We start from the raw sequence: 13,981 nt of genomic DNA on the forward strand, positions 1-13,981 counted from the left end.
GCATTTTTGATCACTTTAAAAGAGATTTAAAAAGGTTGAAAGCCTATGGGCGGAAAGAAAAATTGGTGGTATAGAATGATTACTTCCCGTCTTATCTGTTTTTTCCTAAGGCCAAGCTATGTTGTAAATAAGGAAAATTGAGAGATTTTTATCTTTTTTTATTTGTGTTTTTAGCTGTTATTATTCTCGGATAATAGCAGCTTTTTATTTGAAATACTTTTTGATCTCCAGAACAATTTTAAGGAAATGACAATGAAAATAAAGGCTTATTTTTTTGGTTCTGAGATTTAATTTAATTCTTATTTTATAAATGAGAGTTATTATTTTTCATAAAATATTAAACAATTGATTTTTAATATATTGAATATTGTTTTTGTATGTTATTATTCACGAATAGTAACAGTCTTTTTCTTGTGAAAGATCAGTTTTCACCATAGCTTTGTACCAGAAATACAATGATGATTTCATAGAGTTTATTTATTTTGATTTCTTTGGAGGGTTCCTGATTTATCTGCCTCCAAAGAATTTTTTAAGAAGATTAAATGGACGGTATTAATAAAGTAGAAAATAATCAAGCAGTGCAAACCGATTTCAAAAGTATACACATTGGAAATTTAATTTTAGAACGGGTAAAAGAATGCAATATTGAAATAGATCGTATCTGTAACTTTTTCAAATGCTTTGAAGGTGATGTTATAAAAATGTATCAGGAAGAAGATATACGTACCGATTTGCTTCTCAAATGGAGTAAGCTTTTAGGCTACGACTTTTTCAGAATGTATACACAGCATCTCGTATTGTATGCACCACCTGATGGTGAAGATAAAAAAATTAGGTCTAAACCAACTGCTTTACCCGTATTCAGAAAAAATATTTACACAAAAGAACTCATCTCGTTTGTGATGGAACAGCTGAACACTGGGGCCATGAAAAAAGATCAGGTTATTGAAGAATATAGAATTCCGAAGACTACATTATATAAATGGTTAAGTAAATATAATCACAACGGACATTAATATTTAAACGGAAATAAGATGGATTGGAGGATAATGCTTCACTTAAAAAACAAAAAAAGAACTTTTAAAAAAATTGACGTTGAGAAAATAAAATTTTATGGAAAGACAAAGCAAGAAGTAAGAAAGTTGTTAGGTCAGTATCAATACGAATATAAAAATGGACAACTCTGCTTTATCTTGAATGAAGTATGGTATGGTAAAAGAAGAACCATAAGCTTGATTTTTGAAAAAGATAAAGTAGAAGAAAAATACATTAAAACAGAATATGGAAAATTATCAATCACCAAACTATACAAGAATCTATCATGATATCATCGAAAAAAAATATCCTGAAAAGAAACAAAAATGTCTTCACTTACTTGAAAAGAAGAAACTTACCACCAGAGAAATTATTAAAATAAATACAGTTATATTTGGCAGCGAAACATTGTCCGGAACTTCAGAAAGCAATCATAGATTCAGATCCTATGATCAGGAAACAACCCAGTATATTCTGGAATATCAGATAAAAAATAAGCTCAATAATACACAAACAGCTAATTATTTTAAAATAAGCAGAAATACATTGGCAAACTGGAAAAAAACGAGATCCCATAAAGTAATCTGATTTTCTGTCCATCTATAATGTAATTATATAAAAGCAAAAAAACCTCTGACTAATCAGAGGTTTTAAAGTGGTTTCTCCAGGAATCGAACCAGGGACACATGGATTTTCAATCCATTGCTCTACCAACTGAGCTAAGAAACCATTATATTTTTGTTTGACTTACTTCGTTGTTTTAAAGTGATGCAAAAGTATAACATTTTATAATATCATGCAAGTTTTTATTCGGCTTTTTTACGAGAATATGTTGTGTGGGTTTGTTTTCATTGCCAATGGTCTGTTCATCAGTGATTTGCTTTTGTTGATTTTTTATATTTTTTTCTTCTTTGAAAACAGCTTTTGGTTAATTCGCGGGGTTTCTGGCATGAGCTTTTGAGGGGTAATCCTTTTTTCTTAATCGTAGAAGTACTACAGTTTTTCATATTTACCTCTCATTCATCATTTAATAAGTCAATTACCTTTATATTTAACCGTATTCGTAGAGTTAAAGGCTATAAATAGAAAGCTCCCGGATGAATAACATAATACAAAGAAATATGATGAATAAGACCCCGTCAAAACTGCTTTTTACAGCTGCTCTGGTAAGCATCCTATATTCATGTAAAAATGAAGCAAAGAAAGCTATTGCTCCTAAAAATGATAGTCAGGTTATAAAGAGAGGTCTTAGAGCTGCAAAAAACGATCAAAATGTAGAAAACCATCAAATAGTATATGAAGAGATTAAAAGCCTTAAAAAGGTGAGCAATTATACCGATGGAGCCATGCAAAGCTTTGACCTGAGCTTTATCAATCAAATTTTTAAGATCAGATATATTGAAGACCGAGCCTATATTCAATATAAGAGGAATGGGAGAGTCATCCAGGACTGGCAGTTTTTACATACCAACTTTTATTATGATAGTTCCTATGAAATAGCCGAAAAAGAATCTCATTTGTTGTATAATGCATCTGATTCTTCGGGAATTTTATTGTTCCCAGGCTTTACTGAAGAATATGCAGCTTATTTTTTGTATAAATTCAATAATAGTAAACTTCAGTATGTAAAAGAGATTATACTCAATAGGAGTACGCCTGCTGAGCTTTGGACCAATGTTCATACATTTAAGGCCGTTCAAAAAAGAAATACCATGCAGGTCAGCCTTACAGATCATAAAGGGAAAGAATACCTATTCGAAGACAGGGAAGAGCTCGCGGAAAGCATCTCACCTGAAAATACAAACCTTTCTAAGGATTTGATCCTGCTGGATAGTAACAAGTAAAATACATTAAAGTTGTATCCGTACTCCTTCGTATTAAAACGAAAAAGTGTCATATCTGGTCATAGAGTATATAAAAGCAAAAACCTCTGACTAATCAGAGGTTTTAAAGTGGTTTCTCCAGGAATCGAACCAGGGACACATGGATTTTCAATCCATTGCTCTACCAACTGAGCTAAGAAACCATTATATTTTTGTTTGACTTACTTCGTTGTTTTTAAAGTGATGCAAAACTAATACATTTTTTTAAATTATACCCAAGTTTTTCTACTTTTTTATTGCCGATGGTCTTATTTTATAGCTAAGAGTAAGAATAACAGGCTGTAAAATTTCACAAATAAAACTCTTAACCTGTTTAACCCTAATTTTAATTTCTCTTTTTGATGATCAAAATATCTACTAATTATAGGCTATTTTCTAAAAAACAAAAAAACCTCTGACTAATCAGAGGTTTTAAAGTGGTTTCTCCAGGAATCGAACCAGGGACACATGGATTTTCAATCCATTGCTCTACCAACTGAGCTAAGAAACCATTATATTTTTGTTTGACTTACTTCGTTGTTTTAAAGTGATGCAAAAGTAGCACGTTTTAGTATACAAAGCAAGTATTCATCGCACTTTTTTCACTTAAATTAAAAAACTTATTGATTATCAGCCGGATTATTTTCCTGTTCCTTTCGGATTTGTTCACTCATCTCTTCCAATACCGGTTTTATCGTGTTTTCCGGAAGATCACTGATTCTTATATACATCAATCCATCAATGGCATCATTGAAGTTAGGGTCAACGTTGAAAGCAATCACTTTTGCGTTTTGCTTAATGTATTTTTTAATTAAAACAGGTAGTCTCAATTCAGGTTCTAGATCATCAATAATTTTGTCCAATTTATTAAGGTCAGACTCCATTTCCTCAAAGAAAATATTTTTATCCCTGTCACGAAGCTTTACCTTATATTCATTTCTCGGAGTAATATATTGAGCCACCGCAGAGTCAAAATAATTAGAACGCATAAATTCAATCATCAGAGACTTTGAAAACTCTGAGAACTTATTGGATATACTTACACCCCCCATCAGGAATTTATGGTCAGGATTTCTCAGGCATACATGTACAATTCCTCGCCACAAAAGGAAAAGAGGAAGAGGTTTCTGCTGATATTCCTGGCAGATATAAGCTCGGCCCATTTCAATCACCTTTTTAAAGAAAGGGTGAATGTCCTGCTCAAACTCAAATAAAGAACTTGTATAGAAGCCTTTGATGCCGTATTTTTTCATCACTTCTCTACCAAGAGCCATTCTGTAGGCCCCCGCAAGTTTTTTCTCACCATTATCCCAAAGGAAAAGGTGATGGTAATGCTTATCATACTCATCAAGGTCAAACGGAAGATTACTTCCTTCACCTACCGCACGGAAGGTAAGTTCTCTTTGACGTCCGATTTCCCTCATAATGGAAGGGATTTCTTCATACGTCGTAAAGTAGATCTCGTAGTTTCCGTTGCTGAACAACATTTTATCCGTCCCTCTCAGCTTGTCAACATCTTTTACGATATCTTCCAAGGGAGTTTCATCAATAATGTTCTGAACAATGTTTTCCTCCTTTAATAGAGGGAATTTCACAGATAAATTCTGAAGATTGATGCTTTGAGCCAGTGATTTTCTTTTTTCATAGTAAGATTTCATCATATAAACCTTACGTTTCAGAAACTCTCCAAGCTCTTCAATGGTTTCCATATCATCCATTGCCTTTACAGTAATGGGGCGCCCAATTCTTATTCTGATTGGCTTTTCTCTGTCATTCATCATTTCAGACGGAAGCATGATCGTCTGTAAATTAGGATGAAGCTTAGCCACCTGATAAAAAAGACGGCTGTTCTTGGCATGGAAATACATAGGAACCACCGGCACTTTAGCCATTCTGATAAGCTTAAGTGCCGTTTTTTCCCATTCCTTATCTAAAATTTCTCCGTAAGGATTGTTCTTGTTAGAAACTTCTCCCGCAGGAAAAATACCTACGCAGCCTCCATTTTGTATATGCTTGAGTGTTTCACGCATTCCTGAAGAGCTGCTGTAAGCTTCTTTTCTGTTTTCAAAAGGATTTACAGCGATTACGTAAGGCTCCATAGGCTTGATCTTTTCCAAAAGGAAATTTCCCATTACCTTGAAGTCCGGACGAACCTCTGATAAGATCTTGCACATCAAAATCCCGTCAATAGCACCCAGCGGGTGATTGGAAACCAAAATAAATGGCCCCGTTTTAGGGATTTTTGCAAGATCCTCTTCAAAAGCTACATAGCTTAGGTTTCTTTCTCTTACAAATGAGTCGAAAAAGTCTTTGCCTTCCTTGTCTTTTAGTTTATCGTATAGTCTATTTACTTCATTTATTTTAGCAATGCTCATAACAGCAGATGCTACCGGATTCTTGAGGAACCCGATTTTACTTAAGCCGGAAGCTTTGATCAGATCGTTTTTCGAAATTAAACTCATGTGTGTTTAGTCGCAATTAATATTATTGTGTTACCATTTGAAGAGTATTCTTGGAAATCTGTTCCAATAATACATTTTTTTCATGGTAAAATCTATCAATGTGATCCATCTTCGCATTTCTTACTGTGAATAAAGATACATTTTTAATTGCTTCAGTTTTAAAAATTTTTTGAAGCTCTTCGTTAAGCTCTTCTAAGTGATTAAATTTATCTTCAAGGCACAGTGCCAGGGAGATTGCAGAATTCTGCATTAAGGAAACTTTGATTTTATATTTAGATAAATACCCGAAAATTAGGCTCATATGGTCTTCCGCAATGAAAGAGAAGTCTCTGGTAGAAATCTTCAAAAGTTCCTGATTTTCTTTTAAAATATAAGATTCTTCCTGTTGGTTTTTATCTGAAACTCCTACCTTAGTTCCTGATTTAGTAGGATCTACAAAGGATTTTACATAAAAAGGAATATTTTTTTGTTGTAAAGGTTGCAATGTTTTTGGGTGAATAACACTTGCTCCATAATAAGCCATTTCAATAGCTTCTTCATAAGAAATATTAGAAAGAAGAGATACATCCTTGAACTTTCTTGGATCTCCCGTCATTACCCCTGGTACATCTTTCCAGATAGTCATGGCCTCTGCATCTAAGCAATAAGCAAAAATAGCAGCAGAGTAGTCAGAACCCTCTCTTCCTAACGTTACAGTAAAGTTGTTATCGTCAGAACCTATGAAACCTTGGGTTACATAGCAGATTTCAGAATTCAGATTGGAAATAAAAGCCTCTGTTTTTGTCCAGTCTACAACCCCCTCTCTGTAAGAATTGTCTGTTTTTACATAATCTCTCGCATCCAGCCACTGGTTGGTAAACTGAATTTCATTAAGGTATTCACTTAGGATTTTTGTAGAAATCATTTCCCCACAGCTTACCACCTGGTCATAGACAAAGTTGTAATTAGGAGACTTATTTCTTCTTAAGAAAGAATCGATGTCATCAAAAAAGATATTGATTTCAGCAAAAACCGCATGATTTTCAGGAAACAAACCGTCCGCAATCTCGATGTGTTTTCGTTTTATCTTTTCAATCTCAGTTTGATAATTATCTTTCTTGAAATAAAGTTCTACAACTTTTTCCAACTCGTTTGTCGTCTTGCCCATTGCTGAAATTACCAGCAAGCATTTGGCAAATCCTTGGCTTTTTAGAACCATGGACACATTTTTTACACTCTCGGCATCTTTCACAGATGCTCCACCAAACTTGAAAATTTTCATTAAATTGTTAAAAATAAAATTGTTAGATTAAAAATTACATGAGTTTTTTACGGACGTCAAAATTATAAATTTACAACGAGATATGAAATAGCCAGAGGGGTTGATAGAATTAAGATTTCCTTAAAAATCAATAATTAAAGAAATAATATGAATTTTTCATGAGTCTGGCGTAACAAATTCGGAGACCTATTTTTTAATAACTCATTAATATTATGTTGAATATTGTTTGTATTGACTTGAAATACAGCGTGTAATCTCTTTTGTAATTAAATTTTCCTAATGCGATAAATTTTCCGAAATTTGGGGAAAACGTAAAAAGAAAAATATGTCAAATCAACCATTACAGACTTTAGGAGAATTTCTTATAGATAAACAGGACGATTTTCAATATTCTACAGGTGAATTTTCTCGTCTTCTGAGCGCAATAAGATTGGCTTCGAAAGTGGTAAACAGAGAAGTAAACAAAGCCGGAATCGTAGATATAACAGGGGCTGCCGGCAACCAAAATATTCAGGGTGAGGAACAGCAGAAACTTGATGTAATCGCTAATGAAATTTTTATTACGGCTTTGTCTCAAAGAGAGGTTGTTTGTGGTATTGCTTCTGAAGAAAATGATGATTTTATTGACATTAAATGTGGAGAAAACGGTCATTTAAGTAAATATGTTGTACTAATAGATCCTTTGGACGGATCTTCAAACATTGATGTAAATGTTTCCGTAGGAACTATTTTCTCTATCTACAGAAGAGTTTCTGAACCCGGGACTCCTGTACAGCTGGAAGACTTTTTGCAGAAAGGAGTTAATCAGATTGCAGCAGGATATGTAATCTATGGTTCTTCAACAATGATTGTTTATACAACAGGAAATGGAGTGAACGGATTTACATTGGATCCTTCTTTAGGAACCTATTATCTTTCTCATCCTAATATGACTTTCCCAAAAACAGGTAAGATCTATTCCATCAACGAAGGAAACTATATTAAATTCCCTCAAGGAGTGAAAAATTATCTTAAATATTGCCAGATGGAAGAAGGTGATCGTCCTTATACTTCCAGATATATTGGTTCTTTGGTAGCAGATTTCCATAGAAATATGCTTAAAGGTGGGATTTATATTTACCCATCTTATTCTCAGGCTCCAAATGGTAAATTAAGATTATTGTATGAATGTAATCCAATGGCATTTCTTGCAGAACAAGCCGGCGGAAAGGCTACAGACGGATTCAGAAGAATCCTGGAAATAGAGCCTACAGAGCTTCACCAGAGAATTCCGTTTTTCTGTGGGAGCATTGACATGGTAGAGAAAGCCGAGGAATTTATGCGTATCGACAGTGTAAAATAAATGGTAGCATCATATCATAGATATTTATTAGAATTCAAACGCCCGAGTGGAACATCTCGCGGCGTTTTGCTTGATAAGGAAACTTTTATCCTTGAAATTTCAGACAATGAAAAAAAAGGAGTAGGAGAGTGTGCAATCTTCAGAGGCCTGAGTTATGATGATAGACCTGATTATGAAGAGAAACTAAAATGGCTGTGTGAAAATATTGACAGTGATCCGAATTTTTTAAAAGAAGAACTGAAAGAATTCCCTTCAATATGGTTTGGATATGAGCAGGCAGTCCGGAATCTGAAACATGGAGAAAATCTTTATTTTCCAAGTGAATTTACGGAAGGAAGATCTGCAATTACCATCAACGGACTCATCTGGATGGGTGATGTAGGGTATATGGAAGAGCAAATTCAGGATAAGCTGGAAAAAGGATTTCATTGCATTAAATTAAAAATCGGGGTTGACTGGAAATCAGAGCATGTTATCCTACAGAAATTAAGAGAAAAATTCTCCAAAGATCAGTTGGAACTTCGTGTTGATGCCAATGGTGGCTTTACTAAAGAAGAAGCTGTCATTGTTTTGCAGCAACTGGCAGATTTGCATATTCATTCTATAGAGCAACCAATCAAGGCAGGAAATTGGATAGATATGGCGGAATTGTGCGCACAAACACCAACTCCAATTGCTTTGGATGAAGAATTAATAGGAGTTACTGAGCTAAAAGAGAAGAAGAAGCTTTTAGAAGCCATAAAGCCACAGTATATTATTCTGAAACCAGCCTTAGTAGGTGGTTTTTCAGGCACGGATGAATGGATTTCGTTGGCGGAACAACAGAATATTGGCTGGTGGATCACTTCGGCTTTGGAAAGCAATATTGGTCTGAACGCTATTGCTCAGTATACCTTTACAAAAAACAGCCCAATGCCGCAAGGGTTAGGTACAGGAGCTTTGTTTGTGAATAATTTTGAATCCAGCTTGGATCTTAGAAATGAGTTGTTGTGGTTCAAGATATAAGAGATGAATTAAAGCCAAATTGGCTATCCAAATAATAGAAAAACTCCAATACCAAAATCAGGCATTGGAGTTTTTTTTCTGTCAATAATTTTGAATCCGTCCGAAATTTCAGAAATGATCTTCTAAGAAAGGTTCAAAATATAATGGCAAAATTAACTAGCAAAATGGAGGTGGTGAATCTGGACAGGTTGTGTTTCCACAATAGCCAGGTGCCCATGCTCTACAGCAACTATCCATTGGATTCCAGTTATTGCATCCCAGAGGGGGTCTTCCTCCATTGATTACTTTCAATTCTCCTTTGTTTAATTTTCTTAGATTTTTCATTGTAAATATTTTAATTTGATTGGTAAGTAAATATCCAAAATCATTTTAAATTATCCAATGTATGGTGAATTATTTTATTGATTTTTAACAAAATAATAGGATTTTTACATCAATACATAAAATGTAAAAGACAGAATGTATTATTGGTTATCGCCAATCATTTATAAATAATAATATCATGAAAATAAGTCCCTGCAAAGTATCTGTAGGAATTATAGAGTTGTTCGGAGGTATTTAAAGAATAAAGTAATTTTTCAGTCGGATAGTATAGGGGTTTATTAATTTAATATTCACTTTAAATCACATCTTTTACGAAAATGGCTTTCTTAATATATGTTAGGATATAGGAAACCTTTTTTTTAATTTTTTTCATAATAAAAAAATTGTAATTCTCTATGTTATGAATTGGCAATCTCTATGCCATCTTTATGGTTATTAGTAACTTTAACATTGAGTTAATTTTATAGGATTTTTTTAATTAACCGTTAAGAAATAATTGTGAAAATATTTTCGTTATCCTTAGTTCTATTGGTAATAAGATTCCTATCTACTCCATATAAGTTTTGGAAAATATCGTTCTGAACCTGTGAGCTGGAAAGGTAGCCCCAATGGTTTCCTACTTCAAACTTAAAGCTGTTTTGCAGGTCATCCTTCACAAAAGTACAGTCGATGATAGAAACAATATCCTTGTAATGAGCAATGTCACTCGGTCCGTTTTTGCCCAGACGCGGGGTGAGAATGTTTTTGGTAAACTGTGAAATCCCAAGAATAACATCCTGTCTGTTCAGATAAATAGAAATTCGGTTGGCAAGCAAAGGAAGTTTATTGAAGGAATCTTCGGAATCTTCAAATACTTTATAACTCACATCAGCATTTAAGAGTAGTACCTGATCAATAACTCTAAGAATATTTTCCCTTTTAAGGCTATAAAGCATACTTTGAAGAACTCTGTTTCCCATGGAGTGGGTCATGATGTGGATTCTCTGATTGCAAGGAACAAGATCCCTGTTGGAGAAAATATCTTTTAGAAATTGAGTGTAAAAGTAGAAAAGCCTCAGGAGTGAAGTTCCGGAATTAATACTTGACGCTTTATCATCAAAATAAGTGAGCGGAACAATACTGCTTGATGCAGGCCAGCTTACAAATAAAATGTGTTCTACAGGAGAAGCAGGATTATCAATGAATAATTTCTTGAGGTCAAGAATAGCCTTTAACTCATCATCAAAATCATAAGCATAGCCGTGGATAAATATCAGCACATCACTTCTGTCCTTGGTGGCAGACATGTTTTTGTACAATTCGTAGAACATCCTTTGGGTTCCGCCAAGATTATCAGCTGTGAGGGTAGATTTTTTAACTCCCTTTTCACTCAACAGAACATCTAATACTTCTCCATAGCCTTGTTTTTCAGGTTCTGAGAAGAGTTGATAATCTAAAATATTCCGATTCGTGTAGCTTTTCTTTTTTTTGGCTTGGGCAGTAGGCTCCTTGTGATTGTCAAAATTACATTTGGCAATCCTGAAATTTGGGATTGAATATTCATCATTGGAAAAAGAATCTACTCTTTCTCCCTGATGCCGAATAATCTTCCGGTTGCTTAATATATAAACGGCCATGATTATTAATTGGTTTAAACGGTTTTAGCTTTTTCTAAATTAAGAAAAAATATTGAATTACAATGAAGAAGCTATTTAAATTATCACTTTCACAAAAGCTTATTTTTCCGTAACTTTGTACAACTTTTTTTGCTAAAAAATAAAAGCTAATCTTAATGGAAGAAGAAAAAAAATCACTCAATTTTATTGAGCAAATTATTGAAGATGATCTGGCAAACGGTTTGAATAAAGATCAGATCCGTTTCCGTTTTCCACCTGAGCCGAACGGTTACCTGCATGTAGGGCATACAAAAGCCATCTGCATCAACTTCGGTCTGGGTGAAAAATACAACGCTCCCGTAAACCTTCGTTTTGACGATACGAACCCTGAAAAAGAAGAACAGGAATTCGTAGATTCTATCATGAAAGACGTTGAATGGCTAGGTTTCAAATGGGATAAAGTTTTGTACGCATCCGATTACTTCCAGCAGCTTTACGATTGGGCAGTTCAGTTAATTAAAGAAGAAAAAGCTTACGTTGATGAGCAGCCGTCTGAAGTAATTACTGAACAAAGAAAGAATCCTGCAGAACCAGGAATTGAATCTCCATACAGAAACCGTCCTGTTGAAGAGTCGTTAGACTTATTTGAAAGGATGAAAAACGGAGAATTCGAAAGTGGTTCAATGTCTCTTCGTGCCAAAATCGACATGGTTTCGCCAAACATGAATATGCGTGACCCTGTTATGTACAGAATTTTGAATAAACCTCACCACAGAACAGGTACTGCTTGGAAAATATATCCAATGTACGACTGGGCTCATGGTGAATCTGATTATATTGAACAAATTTCACACTCGCTTTGTTCTTTGGAATTTGAAAACCACAGACCTTTGTATAACTGGTATTTGGATCAGGTTTACGAAGAAGGAAAGGTTAAAAACAAGCAAAGAGAATTTGCAAGGATGAATGTTTCCTATATGATTACTTCCAAAAGAAAACTACAAAGACTAGTAGCTGAAGGGGTAGTAACAGGATGGGATGATCCTAGAATGCCTACTATTTCAGGGATGAGAAGAAAAGGTTTTACTCCAACGTCTATCAGAAACTTTATTGACAAGGTAGGAGTTGCGAAAAGAGAAAACCTGATCGAAATTCAGTTGCTTGACTTCTGTGTACGTGAGGATCTTAATAAGGTAGCTAAGCGTGTAATGGCAGTGATAGATCCTGTAAAACTGGTCATCGAAAACTACCCTGCAGACAAGGAAGAATGGCTAGAAACTGAAAACAATCCTGAGCAGGAAAATGCAGGAACAAGAGAAGTTCCTTTCTCAAGAGAATTATATATTGAGCGTGAAGACTTCAAGGAGGAAGCTAACAATAAGTTCTTCAGACTGAAATTAGGCGGAGAAGTTCGTCTGAAGTCAGGATACATCATCAAAGCTGAAAGAGTTGAGAAAGATGAGAATGGAGAGATTACGACGATCTATGCTTCTTATGATGAAAAGAGTAAATCTGGAAGCGGAACGGAAGAAAGCTTAAGAAAAGTAAAAGGAACTTTACATTGGGTATCTGCCAAGCATGCAATCCCGGTTGAAGTAAGAATTTACAACCAATTGTTTACAGTAGAACAGCCTGATGCTGAAAAAGATGTAGACTTCTTAAACTTCATCAATCCGGAGTCTGTAGCTACTATTCAAGGTTTTGCAGAACCAAGTCTAAAAGATGTAGCTGTGGGAGAACCTCTTCAGTTCCAGAGAATAGGGTACTTTACAAAAGATCAGGACTCTACAGAGGATAAACTGGTATTTAACCGCACAGTAACGTTAAAAGATTCTTTTAAACCATAATAATTTAAGAGAATATATAATAAATAAAAGCAGGACTTCATTTGGAGTTCTGCTTTTTTATTGGAAAACGCAAAGTCGCTAAGAAATTAATGCTTTGTGAATATTTTTAAGTCGCAAGGAAATCGAAGATTTCCGGCACGTGTAATGCTTAATCAATCATCATTTTGATCACTAGTAATAAGCCGTATGCAATTTTATCGGAGATGAAATCTTCGCCTTAAAATGGTTAAAAAAATAATTTTGCGTCTTTGCGTTTTCCAACATACAATTTTATAAACTAAATCAGGACTCCAAATGAAGTCCTGATTTTATTTAATAGTTTAAAATCTGAAGTATAAGATTCTATTTCAAAAAATCTTTGTCGCGGTAAGCGGGATTAGGATATTTGTAAAATCCTTCACCTGTCAATACTCCCAGTTTTCCTTTATCAATATAATCTTCTTTTAATTTTTCTACAGCTTTGATCTTCAAGGGATCCTGAGTTTCTTCTGCCTCCATCTTATTGATATTATAAGCTGTTGTAATTCCTACCACATCCAGAATACCAAAAGGTCCTGCAGGTGCTCCGGTAGCTACCATCCATGTTTTGTCAATTGTTTCAATATCCGACACTTCATCAATCCAAAGGTTAACAGCAGCACCAAGCAAAGGAACCAATAATGAATTGACAATGTATCCCGGTTGTTCTTTGTTAATGGGCAATGCTACCATTCCAATAGCTTTCGCAAATTTGATTACTGAGTCAAATACTTCCTGAGAAGTCCCAGGATGACGCATTATCTCCCCAGTATTGTGCTTCCATATTTCATTAGCGAAATGGAGCGCTACAAATTTCTCAGGTCTTCCTGTATCTTCTGCAAACTGGCTAGGAAGAAGGGTCGAGGAATTTGTTGCAAATACTGTTTTTTCAGGTGCTACCTGTGCCAGCTTATGGTAGAATTCCGTTTTGATGGTCGGATCTTCAGGAACTGCTTCTATCAGAAGATCGGCATCTTTCACTGCTTTCGCGAGGTCTGATGAATAGCTTATATTTTTAAATGTAGCATCAAGTTGTTCCTTTGTTGACCCCAAATCTTGCTGGTAAGCTTCACTTAAAGCAGTGAATTTACCTTTGGCTTTTTCCAATACTTCATCATTGATATCATACACAGTTACGTTGAAAGCGTGATAGGCAGTTTGAAAGGCGATCTGATATCCTAATACACCACTTCCTGCTATCGTTATATTTTTAAAATCCATGAGATTTAT

The 13,981-nt window shown here is 34.7% G+C and carries 12 protein-coding genes and 3 tRNA genes; 7 read left to right on the forward strand and 8 right to left on the reverse strand.

Annotated features, from left to right (window positions below; all coding sequences use genetic code 11):
• Positions 1-542 precede the first annotated feature (542 nt).
• The 3 genes from C7D53_RS03955 to C7D53_RS03965 are packed head-to-tail and all read left to right on the forward strand — an operon-like array spanning position 543 to position 1,623.
• On the forward strand, positions 543-1,016 hold the full coding sequence (locus C7D53_RS03955) for a transposase (RefSeq protein ID WP_106915074.1): 474 nt from the start codon (positions 543-545) through the stop codon (positions 1,014-1,016).
• 18 nt (positions 1,017-1,034) lie between these two features.
• Positions 1,035-1,325 (forward strand): hypothetical protein, encoded by a 291-nt coding sequence (locus C7D53_RS03960; RefSeq protein WP_162926073.1) that lies wholly within the window; start codon positions 1,035-1,037, stop codon positions 1,323-1,325.
• On the forward strand, positions 1,282-1,623 hold the full coding sequence (locus tag C7D53_RS03965) for a transposase (RefSeq protein ID WP_106915076.1): 342 nt from the start codon (positions 1,282-1,284) through the stop codon (positions 1,621-1,623). The genes C7D53_RS03960 and C7D53_RS03965 overlap by 44 nt, the downstream gene beginning before the upstream one ends.
• Before the next feature lie 68 nt (positions 1,624-1,691).
• Here the strand turns inward: C7D53_RS03965 and C7D53_RS03970 are convergent.
• Positions 1,692-1,764: transfer RNA gene (locus C7D53_RS03970), tRNA-Phe, on the reverse strand.
• 368 nt (positions 1,765-2,132) lie between these two features.
• Between C7D53_RS03970 and C7D53_RS03975 the strand changes: the two genes are divergently transcribed.
• Positions 2,133-2,879, forward strand: coding sequence for a hypothetical protein (locus C7D53_RS03975; RefSeq protein WP_106915077.1), 747 nt, complete (start codon positions 2,133-2,135; stop codon positions 2,877-2,879).
• Positions 2,880-2,988: 109 nt separating this feature from the next.
• On the opposite strand, the gene C7D53_RS03980 is transcribed toward C7D53_RS03975, so the two are convergent.
• From C7D53_RS03980 to C7D53_RS03995, 4 genes are all read right to left on the reverse strand, one after another.
• Positions 2,989-3,061 (reverse strand) — tRNA-Phe (locus tag C7D53_RS03980).
• A gap of 274 nt (positions 3,062-3,335) precedes the next feature.
• A tRNA-Phe gene (locus C7D53_RS03985) sits at positions 3,336-3,408 on the reverse strand.
• 109 nt (positions 3,409-3,517) lie between these two features.
• The gene (locus C7D53_RS03990) at positions 3,518-5,359 is read right to left on the reverse strand and encodes a lysophospholipid acyltransferase family protein (RefSeq protein WP_106915078.1); all 1,842 of its coding nucleotides are present in this window, start codon (positions 5,357-5,359) and stop codon (positions 3,518-3,520) included.
• 22 nt (positions 5,360-5,381) lie between these two features.
• Positions 5,382-6,620, reverse strand: a complete 1,239-nt coding sequence (locus C7D53_RS03995) for an aspartate kinase (RefSeq protein WP_106915079.1) — start codon at positions 6,618-6,620, stop codon at positions 5,382-5,384.
• 325 nt (positions 6,621-6,945) lie between these two features.
• On the opposite strand from C7D53_RS03995, the gene fbp reads away from it, so the two are divergent.
• Positions 6,946-7,962 (forward strand): class 1 fructose-bisphosphatase, encoded by a 1,017-nt coding sequence (gene fbp, locus C7D53_RS04000; RefSeq protein WP_106915080.1) that lies wholly within the window; start codon positions 6,946-6,948, stop codon positions 7,960-7,962.
• Positions 7,963-8,967 carry an o-succinylbenzoate synthase gene (locus C7D53_RS04005; protein WP_106915081.1) on the forward strand — a complete coding sequence of 335 codons (1,005 nt, stop codon included), beginning with the start codon at positions 7,963-7,965 and terminating at the stop codon, positions 8,965-8,967.
• Between the two features lie 156 nt (positions 8,968-9,123).
• Here C7D53_RS04005 and C7D53_RS20835 read toward each other — a convergent pair whose 3' ends face one another.
• On the reverse strand, positions 9,124-9,291 hold the full coding sequence (locus C7D53_RS20835; protein ID WP_162926074.1) for a bacteriocin-like protein: 168 nt from the start codon (positions 9,289-9,291) through the stop codon (positions 9,124-9,126).
• A 485-nt stretch (positions 9,292-9,776) separates the two neighbouring features.
• Entirely contained in the window at positions 9,777-10,907 is a 1,131-nt protein-coding gene (locus C7D53_RS04010; protein ID WP_106915082.1) for an alpha/beta hydrolase, read from the reverse strand.
• Positions 10,908-11,062: 155 nt separating this feature from the next.
• Here C7D53_RS04010 and C7D53_RS04015 point away from each other — a divergent pair, with 155 nt between their 5' ends.
• Positions 11,063-12,733 (forward strand): glutamine--tRNA ligase/YqeY domain fusion protein, encoded by a 1,671-nt coding sequence (locus C7D53_RS04015; protein ID WP_106915083.1) that lies wholly within the window; start codon positions 11,063-11,065, stop codon positions 12,731-12,733.
• A gap of 342 nt (positions 12,734-13,075) precedes the next feature.
• Here C7D53_RS04015 and C7D53_RS04020 read toward each other — a convergent pair whose 3' ends face one another.
• Positions 13,076-13,972, reverse strand: coding sequence for a 3-hydroxyacyl-CoA dehydrogenase (locus C7D53_RS04020; RefSeq protein WP_106915565.1), 897 nt, complete (start codon positions 13,970-13,972; stop codon positions 13,076-13,078).
• Positions 13,973-13,981 lie beyond the last annotated feature (9 nt).

The organism is Chryseobacterium aurantiacum, from assembly GCF_003020585.1.
GTDB lineage: Bacteria > Bacteroidota > Bacteroidia > Flavobacteriales > Weeksellaceae > Chryseobacterium > Chryseobacterium aurantiacum.